Consider the following 23667-nt stretch of genomic DNA (forward strand, 5'->3'; position numbering starts at 1 on the left):
TTGATGCGCGTCGTCAGCCTCCTCCCCAGCGCCACGGAGATTCTTTTCGCAATCGGTGCCGGCGATGCGGTCGTGGGCGTCACGCACGAGTGCGACTTCCCTGCCGAGGCGCGCACGCGCCCGCACCTCACCTCCTCGCTCCTCCCCGCCGAACTCAACGCCGCCGGGATCGACCGCCACGTGCGCGCGAGCGTGCACGCCGGCTCGTCGCTGTACGGGCTCGACGACGCGGCGCTGGCCGCGCTCGAACCCGATCTGATCGTCACGCAGGAGCTGTGCGCGGTGTGCGCGGTGTCCTACGAGATCGTCGATCGCGCCGCGAAGCGGCTGCGCGGCGATCCGCGGGTCGTCTCGCTCGAGCCGTCGTCGCTCGACGACGTCTTCGCGACGATCGCGTTCGTCGGCGATCTGGTCGCGCGGCGCGCCGAGGCCGACGCGTTCGTCGCCGGACTGCGCGCGCGCGTCGCGGCACTCCGCGAGCGCGTTTCCCGGCGCGATCGTCCGCGCACGCTCGTGCTGGAATGGACCGATTCGCCGATGAGCGCCGGCCATTGGACGCCCGGGCTCGTCGAGCTCGCCGGCGGGATCCCGGTGCTGGGCAATCCCGGCGCGAACAGCCGCGTCCTCGATTGGGGAGCGATCGCAGCCGCGGACCCCGACGTCGTCCTGATCGCGCCGTGCGGCTACGACCTGGCGAAGGCGCGGGACGCGGTCGCGGCCCTGCCCGAGCCCGGCGCGCACGCGCTGCGCGGGCTGCGAGCGACGCAGGAGGGCCGCGTCTTCGCCGTCGACGGCAACGCGTTCGTCAACCGCCCGGGACCGCGGCTGGTCGAGACGGCGGAACTGTTCGCCGCCGCGATGCACGGATTCGCGCCGCCCGTGACGGGCGTCATGGAGCGCATCACCGGAGAGTAGCTCGCTTGCGTCGTAGTGCGGCGCGTATGAGTTTCAACGCGGCAACGTTCCCCGCGGCCAACGCGCCGTTCGACGTCTCCGATCATCCGCTGATCCACGACGTCAACCAGGAACACGCCGATCGTCTCACCCGGTCGGGCGCGCGTCCAGGACGATCGCCGACTGGACCGGCGCGCCGATCGCCCTCGGCCTCGCGGTCCTAGTGCAGGCGATCTGGATCCCGGTCGGGATCGTCACCAAATTGGATCCGTTTCCGTTCGCGTTTCTGCTGACGTGCTCGAACGTGCTGCAGCTGATCGATCCTGATCTTCGTCCTTGCGGTCGGCCAGCGCCAGTCGTCGGCGCACGCCGAACTGCGTGCCGAACACGATCACAGCGCGATCTCGCGGCTACTCTACCGTCAAGAAGTGCAAGAAGACATCCTGATCTCGATCGCCGGCAAGATCGAGTGCGACGTCGCCGATCTCAAGCAGATCTTCGCGCGTCTCGCCGCCGCGGACAGCGGACCGTGACGCGCCTCGCCGGGCGCGCCGCGCCGTGAACGTCCCGGGGAGCTTCGACGCGCTGATCGCGATCGTTGCGATCTACCTCGGGCTGGCGGTGTTCTGTTCGCACGTCAACGAGCAGATCGCGGCGTTCTGCAAATGGCGGGGCGAGCAGTTGTACCTCGGCGTGCTCAACCTGCTGGTCGGCGAACGCGGGATCACGGACGCCATCTTCACGCACCCGCTCGTCACCGCGTCGCGCAACGATCCCGGCGGCAGGCCGGTGACGAATCCCGGCGCCACGGCGGCATCCCCGTATCGGCCGTCGTTTCTCGACGCGCGCAACTTCTCGCTGGCGATGTGGGATACGATCGGCCGTGCGACCGTCGACGCGCGCACGAACGCGATTGCGGTCGACGCCGAAGCGGCGAGCGCGATCGCGGCGCCCGACGTGCTGTTCGCCGATCTCAAGGCGCGCGTGACGGCACTCCCCGCCGGCGACCTGCAGCGCCAGCTCGCGGTCCTCGTCAACGACGCGCAAGGAAGCTACGACCGCCTGCTGCGCTCCACCGACGCCTGGTTCGATCGCCAGATGGATCGCGTCTCCGGCTGGTACAAACGCAAGACGCAGTGGGTGATCATTGCGATCGCGTTCGTCACCGTCTTCCTGCTCGGGATCGACTCGATCCGCATCGCCTCGCGGCTGTACGCCGATCCGACCACCCGTGCGGCGCTGGTCGGCGCCGCGGCGAACGCGGTCGCGCCGCAAGTCGCAAAGCACGTGCAGACCGGCGTGCTCGCGACGCCGAACGCCGCGACGCCCGCGGGTCCGACGCCGCAATCGGTCGCGGACGCGGTCGACGACATCTTTGCGACGATCCCCCTCGACACGTTCCTGACCGGACTCACGGGCGGATGGACGGCTCCGGTGACGCGGGCAGCGCTCTGGTCGGACGTCCTGCACGTGACGGGACTGCTCGTCACCGTCACGGCGGCTGCGCTGGGCGCGCCGTTCTGGTTCGACGCGCTTTCGTCGCTCGTCAACGTGCGTCTGGCAGGCCCGAAACCGGCGTCGCGCGCCAATCCGGCGGGCAACGCGCCCGCGCCGGCGCCGTAACCGCTATTCGGGCTTGTCGGTAAAGCGCTGCGCCGATTCGACGATCACGCGGCGCGCAGCGGCGGCGTCGTCCCAGCCTTCGGTGCTGGTGTGCTTCCCTTCGAGCAGTTTGTACGTCTCGAAGAAGTGCTGGATCTTCCGCAGCTGGTGCGTGAAGATCTGGGTGAAGTTGTGCACGTCGGCATAGTCGGGTTCGCCGACCGGGACCGCGAGCACCTTGTCGTCGGGCTTCCCGTTGTCGATCATCTTGAGCAGGCCGATCGGCCGCGCAACGACCAGACAGCCGCTGAAGGTCGGCTCGGAGACGAGGATCAGCACGTCGAGCGGATCGTCGTCGAGCGCGAGCGTGCGCGGAACGAATCCGTAGTCGCCGGGATAAAAGATCGGCGAGTGCAGCGCGCGGTCGAGCCGGAAGATGTCGAGCGATTTATCGTACTCGTATTTGTTGCGCGACCCGCTGGGGATCTCGACGATGACGTTGATCTCGTCCGGCGCCTTCTCGCCCAGCGGAAGATTCAACCGGTTCTGACGGGTTGCAAGACTCATCGCACCGAGCGTTCGCACCCCGCACGCTCCGCGCCTTGACGCCCGCTCAGGCTCCGAAGGCCGCGAGCATCGCGACTTCGGCGACGACGATCGTGAAGCCGTAGGCGTCGCCGGTGAGGCGGCCGCCGAGGCGCGGGCGTATCCACGTCATGCACGCGACGGCGGCCGCGACGCCGCAGGCCAGCGCCGCCGCGCCGCGCACAAGCCCGGCGAGCGTTGCACAGGCGCCGACGAGCGCCGCCGAGAGCACCAGCATCGGAACCGACGGACCCTCACCATCGCCGTACGGGACGACGCGCGCGTACGCCACCGCGGCGAGCCGCGCCGCCGCAGCGGCGGTCGCGAGCGTCAGCACGTAGCGCTGCGGCGGGATCGACCACAGCGCGGAGATCCAGACGGCACCTGCCACCGCGAATCCCGCCAGCGCGAACGTGCCGTGGCCGGGATCGTCGAGGATCTCGCGCCGTCGCTCGGGCGTCGCGCTCGCGAAAAACGCGTCGCAGCCGTCGAGAAATCCGTCGAGGTGGATGGCGCCGGTGAGCACGATCGACGCGCCGAACGCGGTCGCGACCGCGAGCGCGTGCGGCGCCGCGAGCGAGACCAGGTACGCAGCGCCGCCGGAGAGCGCCCCGACGACCGCACCGACCAGCGGCAGCCATGCCATCATCGCCCCGTCGGGCGGGCCGGCGACGCCGACCGGCAGGATCGAAAAATAGGAAAACGCCGCGCGCACGGAGCGCAGGGCGCTCACGTCGGGTCCGGCTCCTTCGTCGCGACGCCGGCTTCGGCGAAGGTGTGCATCTCGCGCACCATCCGCGCCGCGGCCTCGACGAGCGGGAGCGCGAGGGCCGCGCCGCTGGCCTCTCCCAGGCGCAAATCTAAATCGAACAGCGGCTCGAGTCCGAGCGCCTCGAGCGCGAGCGCGTGGCCCGGCTCCTGCGAGCGGTGCGCCGCGACGCAGTAGTCGAGCGCCTGCGGTGCGATCGCGCCGGCGATCAGCGCGGCCGCCGCGACGATGTAGCCGTCGAGGACGACCGGGATGCGCGCGCGTGCCGCGCTGAGGATGGCGCCGGCCAATCCGACGATCTCGTAGCCGCCGGCTTCGCTTGCGATCTGCTCCCAGGTGAAATCTTCGATGCGCGCGAGTGCCTTTTCGACGGCCGCGATTTTCACCGCGAGACGCGCGTCGTCGATCCCCGTGCCGCGCCCGACAACCGCGCGCACGGGTTTGCCGGTGAACGCCGCGACGATCGCGGCCGCGGCGGTCGTGTTCGCGATCCCCATCTCGCCGAGCGCCAGCACGTCGAACGGCGCACGCTCCGCGGCTTCATCGTACGCGGCGATCCCTGCCGCGAGCACGTAGCCCAGATCGTGCCGCGGGATCGCCGCACGCCGGGCCAAGTTGGCGGTACCGTATCCGCAGTGCACGTCGATGAGCCGCGGATGCGCCGCGAGTTTCGCGCGCACGCCGAAGTCGGCGACGTACACCTCGGCGCGCACCGCGCGCGCGAACGCGTTGATCGCGGCGAATTCGCCGAGAAATCCGCCGACCATCTGCGCGGTCACTTCCGGCGGGTACGCGCTCACGCCGTCTTCGGCGACGCCGTGGTCGGCCGCGCCGATCAGAATCGTCCGCCGCTCGTACGCGTGCGCCGGAATCCCGCCGGCGATCGCGCACAAGCGCACAGCGAGCGTCTCGATCTTTCCGAGGCTTCCCTGCGGTTTGGTAAGGTTATCGATGCGCTCGCGTCCCGCCGCCGCGACAGCAGCGTCGATCGGTGCGATCTCCGCGCGCCAGTCGCGCGTGATCACGACGCGAGCTCCGCCGTGACGTTGAGCTCGGCGAGGTGCCAGACGCCCGCGGTGCGGCGAAAACGCGTCACCGATGCGGTGAGAAAACGCACCTTCATCGCGCGCGCGTCGCTCTCTCCGAGCAGCACGCGCAGCAGCGCGTGGAGCGGCCCCGCGTGCGTCGCGATGAGCGCCGTCCCGTCGTCAGGGAGTTCCGCGGTGACCGCTACAACGGCGTCGCCGATGCGCGCGCACAGGGCCTCGAAGTCTTCGCCGCCCTCGGGACGGTAGACGTGCACCGCGGTCTCGTTGCCGGCGTCGAACTGCGGGTTGCGCGCTACGATCTCATCCCACGTCAGCCCCTCCCACGCGCCGAACGCCATCTCGCGCCAGCCCGGATCGCGCCGCAGCGCGACGTCGCGGTCGCCCAGGACGATCCGCGCGGTCTCCTCGGCGCGCTGCAGATCGCTCGTCACCGCGCGGTCGAAGGGCTCGCCGCGCAGCAAGACGCCGAGCGCCGCCGCTTGCGCGCGGCCCTCGGCGTCGAGCGGGATGTCGGTGTGTCCCTGAAAGCGCCCTCCGGCGTTCCAGGCCGTCCGCCCGTGGCGGACGCAGATCAGCTCCACACCGGACTATGAGCGCGGCAGCATCGGCCTTCCTTCGTGCGCCACGAGCAGATCGTGCATGTCGTTCGCGTGCTCTTCTTCGGTCGCGAGGATCTTCTCGAGCATCGTGCGCGTGGTGGAGTCCTTGTCGCCGAAGAAGCCGATCAGTTCGCGATAATGTTCGATCGCGATCCGCTCGGCGATCAGATTCTCCTTGATCATCCCGACCAGATTGAGATCGCTCGCGCCGTACTGCGACGCGGAACGCATCGCCAGACCGTCGGGATCGAAGTTCGGCGTTCCGCCCAACTGGTTGATCCGATCGGCGATCATCTCCATGTGCTCGCGCTCTTCGCTCGCATGCTGCGCGAACTCGTCCTTCGGACCTTCGCTCGCGATCCCGGTCGCGGCGATGCTGTGCATCGTGTAGCGGAGCACGCACACGATCTCGGTCGCCAGCGCACCCTGCAGCAGGTCGATGGACACTTTCGGGTCGAGCCCGTAGTCCTGCGTGACCGCGCCCTTCTCGATCTGCTCGCGCGCCCGCTGCCGGAGCGTGGTGATGTCGCTGAGGAAGGGCTGGTGGTTCTTGGTGGTGGTGGACACGACGGAAATCTCCCCGCTCGGATGAATGGTCTACGGGACCAGGTGTACCCGCGAAGCGGCTGCTTCACGCGCGACCGCCGCGCAGGCCGGGACGACGATGTGACCGCCGTCCATGTCACCGTAGACCACGACGCGGCCCGAAGCGGTTCCGTGGCGCCACACAAACGACGCGACGTACGCGCACATCACGGCGTCGATCTTGTCGTCCCAGGCTTTGTACTTCGAGGAATCGGGCAGGCGCGCGGGCAGCAGCTCCGCGGGGATGCACAGCGGCGGATCGGCGTCGCGCAGGGTCCCCAGGAGCGAACGGTAACGCGCCCAAGCGTCGAGCACGGCGGGCCACGCCCGCCGCTTCTTCTTGTACGGGATGACGCGCTCGAGCCCGAACAGCCGGACGGCCGCCGGATGCGGAAACGCTTCGAACGCAACGGTGCGGCGATCGTGCGGAGCGATCTCGAGCGTCTCGACGACGCCGTCGGCGCGCAGGCGGTCGAGCAGCGCGCGGGCGCGGCCGCCGTCCGGGAACCGCGCGAGGTTAGCCGGGTACGGGCCGGCATGGTGCCGCGCGAAATCGCGCGCAAGTTCTGCTTCGCAGCAGCGCCTGCCCGAGCGGTTGGTCACGATCGTCGGCATGTCGATCGCGATCGCGCCGCCGCCGGTCCCCAGATGCGCGCGCACCCAGTCGAGGATCTGGTCGTCGCCGCGCAGATCGGCGCGCAGGGCGAAGAGCGTCCCCTCGCCGTCGAGCGCGGCGAGCCCCGAAGGGTTCGCCGCCGACCACGCCAGGTCGAGTCCGAGGAATCGCGGAGCGTTCATCGCGCCGCGGCGCCGCCGCAGAGGCTCCGTCCGCGGCGGCTGGAAACGTCGGAACGCATGGAGACCCCGGATCGCGTCGGCATTCGTAAGATGTACAAACTCTACGTGAACGGCGCGTTCACCCGCAGCGAGTCGGCGCGCAGCGACCAGATCGGCGGCGAGAACGTCGCACGCGCATCGCGCAAGGACGTCCGCGACGCGGTCGTCGCCGCGCGGGCCGGACACGAGAAGTGGGCGGCGAGCGCTCCCGCCAATCGCGGGCTGGTGCTCTACCGGCTGGCGGAGATGATGGAAGCGCGCGCCGCCGAGCTCGCCGCGCAGCTGGTGACCGGCGGGACCGCCGATGCCGCGGGCGCGCGGCGCGAAGTCGCGGCCGCGATCGACCGCGTCGTCTGGTACGCGGGCTGGTGCGACAAGTACCTCGCCCTGGCGTCGACGCGCAATCCGGTCGCCGGGCCGCACTTCAACTTCTCCACCCCGGAACCGACCGGGATCGTCGCCGTCGTCGCCCCGGATGCGCCGGCGTTGCTGGGCCTCGCCACGGCGGTCGTGCCGGCGCTGGTGAGCGGGAACGCCGTCGTCGCCGTCGCCTCGGAGACCGACCCGCGCACCGCGGTCGTCTTCGCCGAGTGCGTTGCGACCAGCGACCTCCCCGCCGGCGTCTGCAACCTGCTCACCGGCCGTCGCGAGGAACTCGCGCCGGTCCTCGCCGGACACATGGACGTCAACGCGCTCGTCGCCTTCGGACTCGACGACGCCGCAGCAAAGCGCCTCGGCGAGCTCGGGGCGGAGAACGTCAAGCGGACGCGTTGCGAACCGGCCGCCGAGCCGGCCGCGTGGTTCGACGCGCAATACGACGACCTCGAGCGCGTCCTCGCGTTCACCGAACTCAAGACGATCTGGCATCCGGCGCGCATCTGAACCCTGCGAGGCCTTCCGCCGCCGCGGCGTGAAAAGGGGGCGGCGGCCGCGGAGAGGTGGCAGAGCGGTTGAATGCACTCGCTTGGAAAGCGAGCATACGGTAAAACGTATCGGGAGTTCGAATCTCCCCCTCTCCGAATGCGCCCGCCAGGCTCCCTACCTGCGGAGCAGCGGGCGAACGCGTTCGTACGGGAGGCTGAACGCCGTCGTGCCGTTGCGCCCGACGACGGTGTGCGCGCTGAACAGCGCGTCGTCGAGGGCTTCTTCGACGACGTCGGCGGTCGCTTCGTATAGGGCGTCGATCCGGTCCTCGTCGGTCTCGACCTGCGGGCCGGCGATCCCGCCGTCGCGCGGGTAGCGATGCGTCGTCGAGAACGCGAGGAACAGGTCGCCGCTCGAGACGCGTGAGGTCGCGCCGGTGCGCGCGAGTCCGATCGTCGCGCGTTTCGCGATATCGCGCAGGCGCGCGTGATCGAGCGGCGCGTCGGTTGCGACGACGATGATGATGCTGCCGTCGGCCGCGCGGCCGCGCAGCGGCATCGCCGCCGCCGCCGCGCGCCGCCGGATCGGAAGCAGCTCGTGCGTCAGCGAGCGGCCGACCGGGACGCCGTCGATCCGCAGATCGGCGCGCGGCTGCGAACCGATGTTCGCGTTGAGCAGCACGCCGACGGTGTAACCGCCGAGGGTCTTCGGCAGGACGCGCGACGCCGATCCGATCCCCCCGGCGAACGCGAACGCCAGCATCCCCGTTCCTGCGCCGACGTTGCCGCGCGCGAAGTCGCCGCTCTTCGCAGCCTCGAGCACCGCGACGACGTCTTCGGCATGCACGTACCGGCCTTGAATGTCGTTGAGTCCTTGATCGTCGCACTCGGCGACGAGCGGGAGCGGGACGTCGTCGCTGCGCCCGATCTGCGGATGGTGGGCGATCATCCACGAGACGACGCCGTCGTCGGCGCGGCCGACGTCGAGCGTGTCGGTCAGCACGATCGGCACCTCGAGAAACCCCGCCTGGTCGACCCAGTGCGCGCCGGTCATCTCGCCGTTGCCGTTCAGGTCGAACGTCGCTGCGGCGACGCGCTGGTTCCAGATGTCCTCGTTCGGGACGATCGCGGTCGCGCCGGTCCGCACGTCGGTGCCTTCGACCTTGGTGACGTGCGCGACGCGCACGCCGGGGACATCGGTGATCGCGTCGACGGGTCCGGGCGTCAGCGTCCCGATCGCGACGGGCGAACGCGCGCCCGCGGGCGCGGCGAGCAGGACGAGAGCGAACGAGAACGCGAGCGTACGACGCATCTGCCGCCGATTCACGCCGTCGCGGCGATGTGCCTGTGCGACGCGGCCTCGACCCGCAGACGTTCGTAAGCGTCGCGCAGCGCCGCAAGCCGTTGCGGGTCGACGCGGCACCCCGCGTTGGGACCGCTTGCGACCGGCTCGTCGAACATGCGCGGCGGCAGGGTGTCCTCGGCGGACGTCCAGCCGAGCCGCGCGTTGATTGCGCGCTTGCGCTCCCACGTGCGCTGTGCGGCGGCGCTCAGCCCGTCGGCATCGAGCGCGAGCCCCGCGACCGCGCTCCACAGCGCCGCCGCTTCGCGCTCGAAATCGTCGAAGCAGTCGCGCACGAACTTGCACAGCACCAGGCTGTCCCACGCCATTGCGCGGTTCTCCGCTTCGATCGCGTCGGCGGCGCGGGTCTCGTCGTCACGTTCGGCGGACGGGTCGCGCAGGTCGCGATCGTAGGTCGCCGCGCGGTTGTGACACGCACCGCGCGTGCACGTCGCGAGGCCGAGCGCGTACGTCGGAAGCGTCCGCGGTTCGTAGCCCGGCAGTTCGAGCCCCTTGCAATGCATCGCAAATCGTTCCGCGCCCTTGCCGATACGCTGCGCTGCCGCGCGCACGCCGTCGGCGAGCAGGTCGCCCAGACCGCGCCGCTCCGCGACCGCGTCGATCGCGGGCAGCAGGACCGCGGCGTTCCCGAAACGCAGCGGCGGGCCGAACGCATCGGCCGCGACCAGGCCGTGCTGCGCGCACTCCATCGCGAACGCGATCGCCGATCCGGCGGAGATCGTATCGATCCCGACGGCGTCGCAGCGCGCGATCGCGTCGAGCACCGCGTCGAGATCGTCGACGCCGCAGTTCGGACCGAACGCCCACACCGACTCGTACTCGCTCGCGGCGGCGGCGCGGCGGTCGCGATCTTTGCGCACGTAAAGGTGCTCGCACTGCACCGGACAGCCCGCGCAGCCCGCGCGCAGTTCGAGGTACGTCCCGCGCGCCTCGCGCGCGCGCTCGGGCGTCACGTTCTCCGCCCCCTCGAACGTCGCGGCGGTGAAGTTGCGCGTCGGGAGCTGACCCATCCGCTGCAGGACGCGCAGGTTCGCGCTCGTGCCGAGGACGCGGTACTTCGCCGTCGTCGGACCGAGCGCGCGCTCGCGCAGCACGTTCGACAACGCCGCCGTCGCCGCCGGATCCGCAATCCGGACCTCGCCGCGGCCGCGCAGCGCGATCGCCTTGAGCCGCTTCGCGCCGAACACCGCACCGGTGCCGCCGCGCCCGGCTTGACGCCCGTCGTTCTCGACGGCCGCATAGCGCACGCCGCGTTCGCCGGCGGGACCGATCGCGCAGACGCGCAAGGAACGGTCCCCGTACCGTTCGCGCAGCGCTTTCGTCGTCTCGCGCGCCGACCGTCCTGCAAGGCCGGATGCATCTTCGAAACGGACGTCGTCGCCGTCGATCGCGAGCACCGTCCACGCGTCGCTCGCCCCCGTCACCACGATCGCGGCCAGCCCGCAGCGGCGCAGCACCGCCGAGAAATGGCTCGACGAGAGCCCCTCGTTCAGCAGCCCGGTGAGCGGCGAGATCGTCGCCAGCGCGTGCTTGTTGGCCGCCGGCACCGGCGTCGACGCGAACGGGCCGGCGGCGATCACGATCGGATTCTCCGGTCCGAGCGGATCGAGCCGTCCGCGCACGCGCTCGTCGGTCAGCCGCACGGCGAGCCCGACGCCGCCGAGCGCGTCAGCGAAGACCTCGTCGCCGAGCGCGGTGCGGCGAACGCTGCGCGCGCTCAGATCGACTTCGAGCAGATCGCGCGGGCCAGCGTACGTCATCCGCCGCTCGCGAGGAACAGCACGCACGGACGATCGCCGTCGCCGAATCGTTCGCCTTCGCGCGGCGCACGTCGCCCGTCGAGCAGGACGAGATTCGGTTCGACCAGCGCGTCGCGCGAGGGCGCGATGACCCCGGGGACCATCGACGGGATCGCGTCGGCGAGTGCGCGCACGAACTCGGCGTAGGTGAGCGCGCCGTCCGCCCGGATCTCGACCGTCGCCGTCCCCGCGAGCGCGCGCGCCATCCCGAACAATTCGACCCTCACGCCGGCACCTGCGGCGCGACGATGCGCACGTCGCCGGCGTGCGCGCAGTCGTAGCCCCCGAGCGATTCGACCTCGCGGCGGAACGCGTCGTCGTGCAGCGTTGCGATCAGCGCTGCGATGCGCGGTTCTTCGAGCGTCCGTGCCGGGAGCGCGAGTTCGTACGGCTCCCACGCGACCGAGACGAACGGCAGATCGAAGGCGCGCGCGGCCGCGCGGATCGCCAGGCCGGCATCGGCGCTGCCGTTCGCGATCAATTGCGCGACGGCGAGGTGCGAGAACTCGATGCGATCGTACCCCGCGATCGCCTCCGGCGCGATCCCGGCGCGCGCGAGCAGCACGTCGAAGAGTATGCGCGTGCCGGCGTCCGGCTGCCGGTTCACGAAGCGCGCGCCCGTCGCCGCGATCCCGGCGATCGCATCGATCGCGAGCGGGTTGCCGCGCGCGAGAACGAGGCCCTGCTCCCGGCGTGCGAGCAGGACGAGGGCGACGGGTTCGGGCGGCCCGTACCGCCGCACCGCGGCGTCGTTGTAGGTCTGCGTCGGCGGATCGAGCACGTGCGTCCCGGCGAGATGCGCGGCGCGCTGCCGCAGCGCGGAGAGGCCAGCGATGCTGCCGACGTGCGCCGAGACGAGTTCGATCTGCGCGCTCGCGAGGCGCCCCGCGAGCACGTCGAGCGCGACGTCGTGGCTGCCGACGGCGAGCAGGGTGCGTTCGATCGCCGAGAGCGGCCGCAGGGCGCGCGCCGGGAGCCGCGCGCCTGCGCGCGCGCCTTCGCTCAGCCGCGGGATCGCCAGCAGGACGTTCGCCCGCGAGAGCGAGGTGATCACGCCCGCTCCGCGCCGCAGCGGCGTCGCGACGATTCGCCCGTCGACTCGTGCCGCGACCGCCCGGACATATTCGTCCTCGCCGAGCGGCGAGTAGAGCTTGCGCGTCACTTCGACGTCGATCGTCTGCTCGTCGGGCGGATCGCGGCGGCCGAGCCGCTCGAGCAGCGGGCGCAGAAACAGGTCGGCGCAGATCGCCGCGCTCACCGGATAACCGGGGATGCCGAGCAACGGAACGCGCGCCTCGCGCGCGACCGCGAGCACGAGCGGATGGCCGGGCCGGATCGCGACGCCGTGCACGACGACGTCGCCGAACCGCGCGAACACGCGCGCGGTGTAATCGTCGCGTCCCGCCGACGACCCGGCGTTGACGAGCACGACGTCCGCGCTCGCGGATGCGCGCGCCACCGCCGCGACCAGCAGCTCTTCGACGTCCGGGAGGCGGATCGCGAGCGCGACGGTGCCGCCGTAGCGCTTCACGCACGCACTCAGCAAGACGGCGTTGGAATCGAGGATCGCGCCGGGCGGCGGATCGTCGGCGGTGACGTCGACGAGTTCGTCGCCCGTGGTGATCAGCGCGACGCGCGGCCGCCTCACCACGTCGACGCGCGCGACGCCGGCCGCCGCGCACAACGCAAGATCCGCGGGGCCGAGCAGACGGCGCGCGGGGACGACGACGTCGCTCGCGACGACGTCTTCGCCGATCGCGCGCACGTGTTCGAACGGTGCGACGGCGGCGCGGATCGCGACGCGCCCTCCCTCGCGCGGCTCGACGCGCTCGATCGGCACCACCGCGTCGAACCCCGGGGGGAGCGGATCGCCGGTGTCGACGACGAGCGCGTCGCGCGCTTCGAGGACGACTGGCGCGGTCTCGCGGGCGCCCGCCGTGCGCGCCGCGCGGACCGCGATCCCGTCCATCGCGCACGCGTGATAGTGCGGCGACGAGAGCCGCGCGATCACGGCGCGTGCGGTCACGCGGTCGAGCGCGTCGTCCAGCGCGACCGTCTCGACCGCGTCGCCGCGCGCGTCGACGCCGTGCGCCCGCAGCGCCGCGTCGAATCGTTCGCGCGCCGTCTCGAGCGGGATGTCGTGCAGAAACACGGTGCGCGTTGCGGTCACGGAACGATCACCCGCACCGTCTCGCCGGCCGCGACGCCGCTGCGGTCGAACGGGATCGCGATCAGCGCGTCGGCGCGCACGAGCGTGAAGATGAGGTTGGAGGCGCCGAACACCGGCGTCGCGCGGAGATGCCCCGCGCCGTCGCGCGCGAGCGTGCACGGCACGTAGTCTTCGCGTCCCGGTCGCGACGGGACGGCAACGTCGAGGACGGCGGCGAGTTCGCGTTCGTCGCCGAGACCGTCGTCGTCGATCCGCTCGCCCGCGAGGACGCGCACCAGCGGCCGGACGATGCGCCAGGCGACAACGAGCGCGCTGGCGGGATTTCCCGGCAGGCCGACGACCGGCTTTCCGCCGCAGCGTGCGAGCACCGTGGGTTTTCCCGGCTTGATCGCGATCCCGTGCACGAGCACGCCCGGCGCCCCGAGCGCACCGATCGCTTCGGCGGTGAGATCGCGCACCGAGACCGACGAACCCGCGGAGATCACGAGCGCATCGGCATCGTCGAGCGCCGCGCGCGCGGTGCGCTCGAGCATGAGCGTGCTGTCGGCGGCGATTCCGTGCGCGACCGCGACGCCGCCGGCGCGCTCGACGATCGCGGCGATCGTCGTCGCGTTGACGTCCCGCACTTGCGCCGGTCCCGGCGCCGCGGAGGCCGGGACGACCTCGTCGCCGGTCGAGAGGATCGCGACGCGCGGCTGCGCGGCGACCTGCACCCGAGTGATCCCGAGCGCGGCGAAGCCGCCGAGGTCGGCCGCCCGAAGACGCCGGCCCGCCGGTACGGCACAGGCCCCCGCCCGAATGTCTTCGCCCACCGTCAGGACGTTCTCGCCGGGCGCGGCGGCGGCGAGGATCTCGACTTCGGCATCGCCGACGGGGACCGGATGCAGGTTGGTGTCCTCGACCATCACCACCGCGTCGGCGCCCGGCGGGATCATCGCGCCCGTGTGAATGCGAGCGGCTTCGCGGGGGCCGATCGGCCGCCGCGGCACTACAGCGGTCGGAACGTCGTCGACGAGGCGCAGGTACGCCGGCGACTGCTCCGAGGCGCCGTGCGTGTCGGCGGCTCGTACCGCATAGCCGTCCATCGTCGAGCGCGCGAACGCCGGAAGCGTCTCCGAAGCGGCGACGTCCGACGCAAGGACGCGCCCGAGCGCGGTGCGCAAGGGCACGATTTCCGTGCGCGCGATCGGGGAACAACCGCGCGCAACCGCGGCGAATGCTTCGCCGGGCGGCATCACGGTAAAAAGTTCAGCCAACGAGGCACCTCCTGCGTGCCGCGCGAATCCGGATCCCTTCCCCCGGTCCGTCACCGAGGAGTACGCCCATTCTCACGCTGCCGAACCCTTCTCAGTCCTTCGACGACCATCTGTCCTCTTTGGGACTCGGCGGCGTGGGGACCGTGTACCGCAACCAGAGCGCCTCGCAGTTGTACGAGCAGGCGCTGGCGCGCGGCGAAGGCCGGATCGGCGCTGACGGACAGCTCGTCGTCGAGACCGGAAAGCATACCGGACGTTCGCCGCAGGACAAGTTCATCGTGCGCGAGCCGGGCAGCGAGAACCACATCGACTGGGAGAACAACAAGCCGATCGACGCGCACGTCTTCGATGCGCTGCTCGCCCGCGTCGGCGAATACCTGAGCGGCAAGGACGTCTTCTCGCTCGACTGTCACGTCGGGGCCGATCCGCGCTATCGCCTGCCGGTCCGCATCATCACCGAGTTCGCCTGGCACAGCCTCTTCGCGCGCGACCTCTTCATCGACGACGCCGACGATGCCGGCGAGACCTTCGTCCCGGAATTCACCGTCATCGACGCCGCGCTCTTCGACGCTGACCCCGTGCGTGACGGCGTGCGTTCGTCGACGTTCGTGCTGGTGAACTTCGCCCGCAAGATCATCCTGATCGGCGGAACGCGGTATGCCGGCGAGATCAAGAAGTCGGTGTTCACGGTGATGAACTACCTGATGCCGTTGCGCGAGACGCTCTCGATGCACTGCTCCGCGAACGTGGGCGGCGACGGCGACGTCGCGATCTTCTTCGGCCTCTCCGGCACCGGCAAGACGACGCTTTCGTCGGATCCAAAGCGTCCGCTAATCGGCGACGACGAACACGGCTGGTCGAGCGACGGCGTGTTCAACTTCGAGGGCGGATGCTATGCGAAGATGATCAAGCTCTCGCAGTCGGCGGAGCCGGAGATCTGGGCGGCCTCGCACCGCTTCGGCACCGTGCTCGAAAACGTGGTCATGGATCCGCAAACGCGCAAGCTCGATCTCGACAGCGCCGCGCTGACCGAGAACACCCGCTCCGCGTATCCGGTCGCGTTTCTGCCGAATTTCGTGAAATCGGGGATGGCGAACGCGCACCCGAAGACGATCATCATGCTGACCGCCGACGCCTTCGGCGTCCTTCCGCCGATCGCGAAGCTCACCGCCGAGCAGGCGATGTACCACTTCCTCTCCGGCTATACGGCGAAGGTCGCCGGCACCGAGCGCGGCGTCACCGAACCGACGGCGACCTTCTCCACCTGCTTCGGTGCGCCGTTCATGGTGCACCGGCCGACGGTCTATGCGAACTTGCTCGGCGAGCGGATCGCAAAACACGAAGCGTCGTGCTGGCTGGTGAACACCGGCTGGACCGGCGGCCCCTACGGCGTCGGTTCGCGGATGAAGATCGCGTACACCCGGGCGATGGTCAACGCCGCGATCGTCGGTGCCCTGCGCCACGTCGCCTACGAGCCCGAGCCGTTTTTCGGCTTGCACCTCCCCACCACCGTCCCGGGCGTGCCGAGCGAGGTCCTCAATCCGCGCAATGCGTGGACCGACACGGCCGCGTACGACGCGCAGGCGCGAAAACTCACCGCGCTCTTCGCGGAGAACTTCGCGCGCTTCGCGCCGCACGCATCGCCTGAATTGCTGGCGGTCGCGATCACGGCGTAGCGGCCGGCAGCAGCAGCCGTAACCGCGCTCATCTCCACGCTTTGCGCGGGCGCCGCCCCCGCTTCGCTCTTCGAAGCACCAGTCGGCGGCCGCGCTCACCAAAGAAGACGCGGCGCCGGCCGTTTTATCGTCCTGCCTGCTCGGCGGTCTCCTTGGATTGCCCGCCGTTCGCCGCTTGCGCGCCCAGCGTCTCTCCGGTGACGCTGGGGACCGTTCCGGTACGCAGCTGGCCGCTGCCGACGCGCACGTCGATGCGCCGCGGCTGCATCTTCGGATGGAGCGGGAGCATGAGCGTGAGCAGTCCGTTATCGACGTGCGCGTCGATGCGTTCCGCGTCGATCTCGTCGGGGAGCGTGATCGCGCGCGTGAAGCGCCGTCGTTCGCTGCGGCCTTCGACGCGCAACTGCCGGTCTTCGATCGTGACGCTGATCTCGTCGGGTTTGAACCCCGCAACGGGTAGCTCGATTCGGTACCCCTGGTCGGTTCGCTCGATGTCGAACCCGTACGCTTCAGGATTGCGCATCAGGTTCATCGGGTCGAAGCCGAAGAGGTCACCGAGCAATGACCGCGAGGCGGGCCGTTGTGAACCGTACATCGTTTCCTCCACTTCGGAGCGGCTTCGCGCGAAGTGCTCCGTCGGAGATTATTCCCGGATGCCGAGCGCTTTTAGCAGGACGCGCTTGGGACGCATACCGTCGAATTCGCCATAGTGTACGCGCTCCCACGGTCCCAGGTCGAGCGCGCCCTTCGTCACCGGCACGATCACTTGGTGTCCGAGCAACATCCGCTTGAGGTGCGCGTCGCCGTTGTCTTCGCCGGTCTGATGGTGCGCGTAGTCCTCGCCGTACGGCGCGAGCTTTTCCGCCCAGGCCAGGATGTCGCGCCACAGCCCAGGCTCGTGATCGTTGACGAAGATGCTCGAGGTGATGTGCATCGTGCTGACGAGGATCGTCCCGTCCCACAGCCCGGCGGCGGCGCGCACCCGTTCGATGTCGGGTGTGATGTCGCGGATCTCGTACCGCGACGGCGTTCGGATCGTCAGGTACTCGGTGTGCGCAACAACGGTCATCGGCCCGCGGGTTTGACTCCGTTCGTCCTCGGTTCAGCCGCTCGGGGGTCGACGGGTTTGCGCCCCGCATCGTCGTGCTCCGCGCCTTCGCGTGCCTCTTCCGCGAGGCCCACGAGATGCTCGCTCTGATCGATCAGCGTTCCGAGGTGCGAGCGCAAGTTCGCGTACGCGCCGACGCCGAACCTGCCGGCAGCGAGGTCGCGCCGAAGCCACTCGTTGAGGAGCATCTGGCGGTAGAAGCGATGCCGGTCAAGCTCTCCGATGATGCTGTTCCCCATCGCACCCGTTTCGGCTCCGGTGCGCCAGTGATAAAACGCCAGCAGCTGCGGGACCATCACGATTTCATACTTCGACAAAAAGCGCACCAGAAAATCCCAGTCGCCGAGATACGGGATCGGTTCGTACACGCCGCCGACGCCTTCGTACGCCGCGCGCGTGAACAGAAACGAAATCGGCGGGATGAAGTTGGCCATGAGCATGCGGTCGAGGCTCAGGAAGCCCGGCGGAACCCAGTCGTTGAACGGGGCGATCGACTCGATCTCGACGAGGTTGCCCTGAATCCGTTCCAGCACGCGATGCGCATACGTCGTCACGCCGTGCACCGTCGGATACACAGCGTGCATCCTGCGGAGCTCCGCGACCGTGACGACGAGAAATTCCGGCGCCCAACTGTCGTCGTCGTCGTGAACGACGAGCAGCTCGCTATCCAGCGCGGCGAGGCCGACTTTGCTCGCGCCTTCCATCCCAAGCGATGCGGGGTTGTGGATGATGCGGATCCGTCCGCGTGCGTCGTCCGCGTAGCGCGCGACGAGGGTCTCAACGGGAGCCGGGTCGCCGCCATCGTTGACGATGACCATCTCCCAGTTCCGGTACGTTTGAAACAGCACGCTCTCGACGGCGCGCTTGAGCAGCACCGGCCGGTTTTTCGTACGGGTGACGATCCCGACCACGGGCGACTCAGTCATGCGCGGGGACCACGCTGCCGTTGCGGCGCATCCAGTCGGCCCACGAACCGATCCGTCCCTCGTCTTTTCCGGCGACCGTCCAATGGAAAAGCCCCGAAGGCAATTGTCCCGCCTCGAACGCTCGGCGGATATCCGGATACAGCGCCAAATAGAGGTCTTCGTCGAAGCCGTCGCTGTTCTGAAGACCGTTGCGCACGACGAAACCCGTCTTCCAGAATGCCGTCCGGATCGCTTTGAACGCTTCGGTGAGTTTCTCCACCTTCGGTGCGAGCGGCAAGCGCAGCGACGTCTCGCCGACCGAATCGCTGTGGGTGATGTCGCCGAGCAGTTCCGCCTCCTGCGGCGACGGATCGGTCGCCAAACGGTAAAACTCGGCCGCCCAAGCGCGGCTGGTGAGCCCCTGCGCGGGCAGATCGCCGAACAACGCACGGAACGTGTGCACGAACTCCGCCGCGCCCGCCTGCAGCCGCATCGCGCACGCGTGAACCTCGCGTTCGACCGTCGTCTCCTCGAGGATCGGATCGATGGCGCCGGCGGCGTTGCGCGCGTATCCCAGCGCCGTTCCGTGCGGCGCGGTCATCGCAAACTCGAGGATCTCGACGCCGCCGGCCCACCACATCTGCTCCTCGATCTGCAGCGGATCGCCCGGACGCATCAGCCATGCCTGCATCGAATGGCCCGGCCATGCGTTCTTGCTCGCCGATGCGAACAGGCCGGCGTAATAGCCTCGCACGCGCACGTTCGGGTGCGTCGACTGCAGCAGACGCAGAAACGACGCCTGCATGTTGCCGACCCAGCCCACGTCGACTACCATGACGTCGCGCGCATCACCGACGAACCGTTCGAGATACGCCTGCACGATCGGCCGGCGCTGCGCCGCTTCGCGCAGGACGAGGTGCTGCACGCGCCCGAGCAGATCGCGCATGCGGTCGTCGCCGTTGCGGACTCGCTCGTCGAGCGACGCAAATCCGGCCGACGCGGCGGCCGCGGCGAGCACGCTCGGCTCGAGTCCCAGTTTGCGCAGGTGCTGCGCGACCGTCCGCTGCGAGCGCCCGGAACAGAGATGGTCGAGGCGATGCAGCGGAAAGTCGGTGAAGCTCGGCAGCAGCGTCGAGGCACGCGAGACGTGCAGGTAGTGCACCGGTGGAGCGCGGTCGAGTCCCGCCAGGAAACTCGGCAGGTGCGTCGCGACGACGTGCGTGTCGCGGGCAAACAGGAGCACCCGATCCGGCGGCTGCTGTTCGATCGCCGCCCGCAGCCACAAGAGAAAGCCCGTGAAGAGCGGCCCGAAAACGTCGAAGCCGAGCTGCTCCCATGGATCCGCTGATGCCGTGTCCCGCTCCAGCGATCGTTTACGGCGAATACCGTCGACGATCGCTGCGACCGTCTCGGGGTAGAACGGGCGCTCACCTCTCCACGGCGTCCGCGCTTTGCGCACGCCGTTCGCGTGCGGCAGGTGGATCGCCGTCCAGCCGGCGCTGCGCGCCATCACCGAGTCGCTGTGTTCGTTGTCGCCGATGTGCAGGACGCGTTCCGGCGCGACGTTGCTGTTCGCGCAGACGTACGCGAACATCGTTCCGAGATGCTTGTTGCGGGCGTGCTCGCACGAGACGTACAGCGCGTCGTAGCCGTCGTAGCCGCAGCGTCGCAGGAGGCTGCGCACGACGTCGGCGGGGAGATACATGTCGGAGCACAGGACGATCCGCTTGCCGCACTCGCGCGCGAAGTCGAACATCGCGCCGGCCTCGGGATTGCGGTAGACGAGACGGTGCTCGAACTCCAACTCGGTCTGCTTCAGCAGCCGGACCAGAGCGGCGTCGGCCCCCGCGAGCTGCGCGAGCTTGTCGTAGATCTCGTCGAAGGTGACCTCGCCGTGCTCGTCGTCGCCGCGCTTGTCGCGCCGCGCTTCAACTTCGGCCTGGACGCGCAGTTCCGGAAACGCATCGATGACGTGCGGATGATAGAGCGCCGCGTCGCCGGTCAGCAGTCGGAGTTTGACCAGCGCGAAGACGCTCGCCGGCTTCGCGACCGCGCGGAAAATCAGCGTATCGAAAACGTCGAACGAGATGACATCGTGGCTCTCGATGTGCTCGCGAACAGTCTCGATGGAATTTCTCAATGTAGCGTTCGTTTTCCGCGCCCGGGCGGCATGCGCCTACGTCACCGCGACGCGACCGCGGCATAGGCGTGCTTGGATGAGCCGCACACCATCCAACCGCCGGGAGATCGCCGAAGGTCCCTCGAGTCCGTCGCCCTTAGGACTACCGGTGGCACGAGCCGGCCTGCGCGCTCATGACCGGCCATTTTCCAAACGGTATGCTTCTCGTTAACCGGAGGACCAGCCGCCTTCACGGGTCTGCTTCCCCTCACGCTGCGCGCGATGGGGCTTCCTTCGGTCTGCAATAGGAACGCCGCCAAAGGAAGATGCCTTGACTCGAAAACTTCGCTCGTTGTTCGCGTTCCGTCTGCCTCTGACGGCTTCGGCGTTTGTCATCGCCGTCTTGGCCGCCGGTTGCGGCGGAAGCGGCGTCAGCCACCAGACTTCCCCCGTTCCCCCGACCGGATCGACCGTATCGAGCACGGCGAAGTTTCCGATCCCGCAAAGCAAAGCGTTCGCCGTTCCTCGCGCGCCCAGCTTCGCCGTCCCCGCCGCACCGCCGCCGCGCGACGCTGCGGGCTCGACCCGTTCGACGCAAAGCACGCCGTCGACCAACCCGTTCTTCAACGGCGAGCAGCCGCTCAGCAACGGCGTCTACTATCTGCAGTTCGCGAACAGCAACATCTTCGGCTACTACGCGTTCCTGAGCGATCCGCATTACATCTATCACTTCGACGCCGGATACGAGTACGTGTTCGACTCCACCGATCCGAACGCGGTCTACCTGTACGACTTCGCAAGCGGTCACTTCTGGTACACCGGCGCGAACCAGTGGCCGTACGTGTACGATTTCACGCTGAAGGCGGAACTGTACTACTATCCCGACACGAACAACGCCGGCCACTACACGACCAACCCGCGCTACTTCTACAACTTCGGCACCAGCCAGGTCATCACGATGCCGGCGTCCTCACCGAGCCCCAGCCCAACGCCGTCGCCGACACCGATCCCGATCGCCGCGACGACCACGACGCTCTCACGCGCATACCCCAACGCCGGAACGCCCAATGTGCTGCCGACCTTCAAGCCGCAGCTCGACCAATACGGCTACGGCATCACCATCGACGGCTACACGCCGGCGCCGAACATCTCGTACGGATTCCATCGCAACGTCGTCGTCGCGATCATCAAAGACGGCACGCTCCTGCAGAATCCGGTCGGCGTCGGCCTTGTCAATCCGACGGTTACCCCTTGCGCTGCCGGTCCTGGAATGAACAATCCGTACGTGACGAACGACGACGAAGCCTATCAGATCCACGAGCACGATTACAGCGGCATCTGGATGCTTGAGCCGCACAGTACGACGGAGACGTTCAAGCTCGGATCGCTCTTCGACATCTGGGGCAATCAGCCGATCGACCGGACCCATGTGGCGAACCAGACCGGCAACGTGCGCATCTTCTCATACGATTCGAACGCCGCAAACCCGGTCGCGACCGAGTACATGGGGAATCCCTACGACTTCGTGTTCGGATCGTTCAACGGAGACGTGACCATCATCGAGATCGGGACCTTCGCACCGCTGCCGCACTTCGTGATCGACCCGAACTACGAAACCTTCTCCTGCTGACCCGACGAACGAACGTCGCAACACCATGCTCCCCGCACGTCTCGGCGTGCAGGGAGTGTTTGTTTGGCCGCACGCGCAAATCCGTACCCGATCATTGAGCTTCTCCACCGGAGAACGGCGCGATCACCGAGCCGACCGCGCGGCTCGCACGCCGCCGAAGGTCCCTCGGGTCCGTCGTCCTTAGGACTAGTGGCGGCATGAGCCGGTCCGCGCGCTCATGACTGGCCTGGTGTCGAGACGCTACGCTTCTCGGCAACCGGAGGACCAGGCGCTTTCACGGGTCTGCTTCCCCTCACGCTGCGCGCGATGGGGCTTCCTTCGGTCTGCAATAGGAACGCCGCCAAAGGAAGATGCCTTGACTCGAAAACTTCGCTCGTTGTTCGCGTTCCGTCTGCCTCTGACGGCTTCGGCGTTTGTCATCGCCGTCTTGGCCGCCGGTTGCGGCGGAAGCGGCGTCAGCCACCAGACTTCCCCCGTTCCCCCGACCGGATCGACCGTATCGAGCACGGCGAAGTTTCCGATCCCGCAAAGCAAAGCGTTCGCCGTTCCTCGCGCGCCCAGCTTCGCCGTCCCCGCCGCACCGCCGCCGCGCGACGCTGCGGGCTCGACCCGTTCGACGCAAAGCACGCCGTCGACCAACCCGTTCTTCAACGGCGAGCAGCCGCTCAGCAACGGCGTCTACTATCTGCAGTTCGCGAACAGCAACATCTTCGGCTACTACGCGTTCCTGAGCGATCCGCATTACATCTATCACTTCGACGCCGGATACGAGTACGTGTTCGACTCCACCGATCCGAACGCGGTCTACCTGTACGACTTCGCAAGCGGTCACTTCTGGTACACCGGCGCGAACCAGTGGCCGTACGTGTACGATTTCACGCTGAAGGCGGAACTGTACTACTATCCCGACACGAACAACGCCGGCCACTACACGACCAACCCGCGCTACTTCTACAACTTCGGCACCAGCCAGGTCATCACGATGCCGGCGTCCTCACCGAGCCCCAGCCCAACGCCGTCGCCGACACCGATCCCGATCGCCGCGACGACCACGACGCTCTCACGCGCATACCCCAACGCCGGAACGCCCAATGTGCTGCCGACCTTCAAGCCGCAGCTCGACCAATACGGCTACGGCATCACCATCGACGGCTACACGCCGGCGCCGAACATCTCGTACGGATTCCATCGCAACGTCGTCGTCGCGATCATCAAAGACGGCACGCTCCTGCAACTGCCGGTCGGCGTCGGCCTTGTCAATCCGACGGTTACCCCTTGCGCTGCAGGTCCCGGAATGAACAATCCGTACGTGACGGCCAACGACGAGGCGTACCAGATTCACGAGCACGACTGGGGCGGCGTCTGGCACCTCGAGCCGCACAGCACGACGGAGACGTTCAAGCTCGGATCGCTCTTCGACATCTGGGGCAATCAGCCGATCGACCGGACCCATGTGGCGAACCAGACCGGCAACGTGCGCATCTTCTCATACGATTCGAACGCCGCAAACCCGGTCGCGACCGAGTACATGGGGAATCCCTACGACTTCGTGTTCGGATCGTTCAACGGAGACGTGACCATCATCGAGATCGGGACCTTCGCACCGCTGCCGCACTTCGTGATCGACCCGAACTACGAAACCTTCTCCTGCTGACCCGACGAACGAATTCGCAACGCAACGCTCCCCGTACGCCTCGGCGTGCGGGGAGTTTTTCTGCTCGGCCGTACGAGGTTAAGAATCTTTAATTTGAGCCGCGGAATGTTGCCTCTTCTTTCGCGATTTGTTTCCGATGTGTGACTTTGCCGGCGCGTGACGGGTGTGAGCGTCAAGTGATCCGGGCCCCGATCGCGCTCCGAG

The 23667-nt window shown here is 68.7% G+C and carries 22 protein-coding genes and 1 tRNA gene; 7 read left to right on the forward strand and 16 right to left on the reverse strand.

Annotated features, from left to right (window positions below; translation table 11 throughout):
• The first annotated feature begins 3 nt into the window (after positions 1-3).
• A complete protein-coding gene (locus WPS_RS09430) occupies positions 4-915 on the forward strand; it encodes a cobalamin-binding protein (RefSeq protein ID WP_317994255.1) in 912 nt (303 codons plus the stop codon).
• Between the two features lie 233 nt (positions 916-1148).
• Here the strand turns inward: WPS_RS09430 and WPS_RS09435 are convergent, their stop codons facing one another.
• A complete protein-coding gene (locus tag WPS_RS09435; protein ID WP_317994256.1) occupies positions 1149-1289 on the reverse strand; it encodes a hypothetical protein in 141 nt (46 codons plus the stop codon).
• A gap of 163 nt (positions 1290-1452) precedes the next feature.
• On the opposite strand from WPS_RS09435, the gene WPS_RS09440 reads away from it, so the two are divergent.
• Complete coding sequence (locus tag WPS_RS09440) at positions 1453-2517, forward strand: hypothetical protein (RefSeq protein ID WP_317994257.1); 1065 nt, start codon at positions 1453-1455, stop codon at positions 2515-2517.
• Between the two features lie 3 nt (positions 2518-2520).
• Here WPS_RS09440 and WPS_RS09445 read toward each other — a convergent pair whose 3' ends face one another.
• Genes WPS_RS09445 through WPS_RS09470 form a run of 6 tightly spaced genes read right to left on the reverse strand, consistent with a single transcriptional unit; the run spans position 2521 to position 6881 of the window.
• The gene (locus WPS_RS09445) at positions 2521-3063 is read right to left on the reverse strand and encodes an inorganic diphosphatase (protein ID WP_317994258.1); all 543 of its coding nucleotides are present in this window, start codon (positions 3061-3063) and stop codon (positions 2521-2523) included.
• 46 nt (positions 3064-3109) lie between these two features.
• Positions 3110-3814: an adenosylcobinamide-GDP ribazoletransferase gene (locus tag WPS_RS09450; RefSeq protein ID WP_317994259.1), complete on the reverse strand. Its 705-nt coding sequence runs from the start codon at positions 3812-3814 to the stop codon at positions 3110-3112.
• Positions 3811-4875: a nicotinate-nucleotide--dimethylbenzimidazole phosphoribosyltransferase gene (cobT, locus tag WPS_RS09455; protein WP_317994260.1), complete on the reverse strand. Its 1065-nt coding sequence runs from the start codon at positions 4873-4875 to the stop codon at positions 3811-3813. The genes WPS_RS09450 and cobT overlap by 4 nt, the downstream gene beginning before the upstream one ends.
• Positions 4872-5480, reverse strand: a complete 609-nt coding sequence (locus tag WPS_RS09460) for a histidine phosphatase family protein (RefSeq protein WP_317994261.1) — start codon at positions 5478-5480, stop codon at positions 4872-4874. Before WPS_RS09460 ends, cobT begins: the two co-directional genes overlap by 4 nt.
• Before the next feature lie 6 nt (positions 5481-5486).
• Positions 5487-6065 (reverse strand): ferritin-like domain-containing protein, encoded by a 579-nt coding sequence (locus WPS_RS09465; protein WP_317994262.1) that lies wholly within the window; start codon positions 6063-6065, stop codon positions 5487-5489.
• Positions 6066-6095: 30 nt separating this feature from the next.
• Positions 6096-6881 carry a DUF429 domain-containing protein gene (locus WPS_RS09470; RefSeq protein WP_317994263.1) on the reverse strand — a complete coding sequence of 262 codons (786 nt, stop codon included), beginning with the start codon at positions 6879-6881 and terminating at the stop codon, positions 6096-6098.
• Between the two features lie 57 nt (positions 6882-6938).
• On the opposite strand from WPS_RS09470, the gene WPS_RS09475 reads away from it, so the two are divergent.
• Positions 6939-7802, forward strand: coding sequence for an aldehyde dehydrogenase family protein (locus WPS_RS09475; RefSeq protein ID WP_317994264.1), 864 nt, complete (start codon positions 6939-6941; stop codon positions 7800-7802).
• Positions 7803-7852: 50 nt separating this feature from the next.
• Positions 7853-7939, forward strand: a tRNA-Ser gene (locus WPS_RS09480).
• Between the two features lie 19 nt (positions 7940-7958).
• Here the strand turns inward: WPS_RS09480 and WPS_RS09485 are convergent.
• The 5 genes from WPS_RS09485 to WPS_RS09505 are packed head-to-tail and all read right to left on the reverse strand — an operon-like array spanning position 7959 to position 14371.
• Positions 7959-9095 (reverse strand): P1 family peptidase, encoded by a 1137-nt coding sequence (locus WPS_RS09485; RefSeq protein ID WP_317994265.1) that lies wholly within the window; start codon positions 9093-9095, stop codon positions 7959-7961.
• A gap of 11 nt (positions 9096-9106) precedes the next feature.
• Positions 9107-10906 (reverse strand): aldehyde ferredoxin oxidoreductase family protein, encoded by a 1800-nt coding sequence (locus WPS_RS09490; protein ID WP_317994266.1) that lies wholly within the window; start codon positions 10904-10906, stop codon positions 9107-9109.
• The gene (locus tag WPS_RS09495; protein WP_317994267.1) at positions 10903-11172 is read right to left on the reverse strand and encodes a MoaD/ThiS family protein; all 270 of its coding nucleotides are present in this window, start codon (positions 11170-11172) and stop codon (positions 10903-10905) included. The genes WPS_RS09490 and WPS_RS09495 overlap by 4 nt, the downstream gene beginning before the upstream one ends.
• Positions 11169-13115 (reverse strand): molybdopterin biosynthesis protein, encoded by a 1947-nt coding sequence (locus tag WPS_RS09500; protein WP_317994268.1) that lies wholly within the window; start codon positions 13113-13115, stop codon positions 11169-11171. The genes WPS_RS09495 and WPS_RS09500 overlap by 4 nt, the downstream gene beginning before the upstream one ends.
• Entirely contained in the window at positions 13112-14371 is a 1260-nt protein-coding gene (locus tag WPS_RS09505; RefSeq protein WP_317994269.1) for a molybdopterin molybdotransferase MoeA, read from the reverse strand. Before WPS_RS09505 ends, WPS_RS09500 begins: the two co-directional genes overlap by 4 nt.
• A 77-nt stretch (positions 14372-14448) precedes the next feature.
• On the opposite strand from WPS_RS09505, the gene pckA reads away from it, so the two are divergent.
• On the forward strand, positions 14449-16047 hold the full coding sequence (gene pckA / locus WPS_RS09510) for a phosphoenolpyruvate carboxykinase (ATP) (protein WP_405054950.1): 1599 nt from the start codon (positions 14449-14451) through the stop codon (positions 16045-16047).
• Positions 16048-16171: 124 nt separating this feature from the next.
• On the opposite strand, the gene WPS_RS09515 is transcribed toward pckA, so the two are convergent.
• The 4 genes from WPS_RS09515 to WPS_RS09530 are packed head-to-tail and all read right to left on the reverse strand — an operon-like array spanning position 16172 to position 20200.
• Positions 16172-16642 carry an Hsp20/alpha crystallin family protein gene (locus WPS_RS09515; protein ID WP_317994271.1) on the reverse strand — a complete coding sequence of 157 codons (471 nt, stop codon included), beginning with the start codon at positions 16640-16642 and terminating at the stop codon, positions 16172-16174.
• 48 nt (positions 16643-16690) lie between these two features.
• Positions 16691-17116, reverse strand: a complete 426-nt coding sequence (locus WPS_RS09520) for a secondary thiamine-phosphate synthase enzyme YjbQ (RefSeq protein WP_317994272.1) — start codon at positions 17114-17116, stop codon at positions 16691-16693.
• Positions 17113-18081 carry a glycosyltransferase family 2 protein gene (locus WPS_RS09525; RefSeq protein WP_317994273.1) on the reverse strand — a complete coding sequence of 323 codons (969 nt, stop codon included), beginning with the start codon at positions 18079-18081 and terminating at the stop codon, positions 17113-17115. Before WPS_RS09525 ends, WPS_RS09520 begins: the two co-directional genes overlap by 4 nt.
• A complete protein-coding gene (locus tag WPS_RS09530; protein ID WP_317994274.1) occupies positions 18074-20200 on the reverse strand; it encodes an HAD family hydrolase in 2127 nt (708 codons plus the stop codon). The genes WPS_RS09525 and WPS_RS09530 overlap by 8 nt, the downstream gene beginning before the upstream one ends.
• A 382-nt stretch (positions 20201-20582) precedes the next feature.
• On the opposite strand from WPS_RS09530, the gene WPS_RS09535 reads away from it, so the two are divergent.
• Both WPS_RS09535 and WPS_RS09540 read left to right on the forward strand, forming a co-directional pair.
• Positions 20583-21809, forward strand: a complete 1227-nt coding sequence (locus WPS_RS09535; protein ID WP_317994275.1) for a hypothetical protein — start codon at positions 20583-20585, stop codon at positions 21807-21809.
• A 427-nt stretch (positions 21810-22236) separates the two neighbouring features.
• A complete protein-coding gene (locus WPS_RS09540; protein ID WP_317994276.1) occupies positions 22237-23463 on the forward strand; it encodes a hypothetical protein in 1227 nt (408 codons plus the stop codon).
• Positions 23464-23667 lie beyond the last annotated feature (204 nt).

The organism is Vulcanimicrobium alpinum, assembly GCF_027923555.1.
GTDB classification, from domain to species: domain Bacteria; phylum Vulcanimicrobiota; class Vulcanimicrobiia; order Vulcanimicrobiales; family Vulcanimicrobiaceae; genus Vulcanimicrobium; species Vulcanimicrobium alpinum.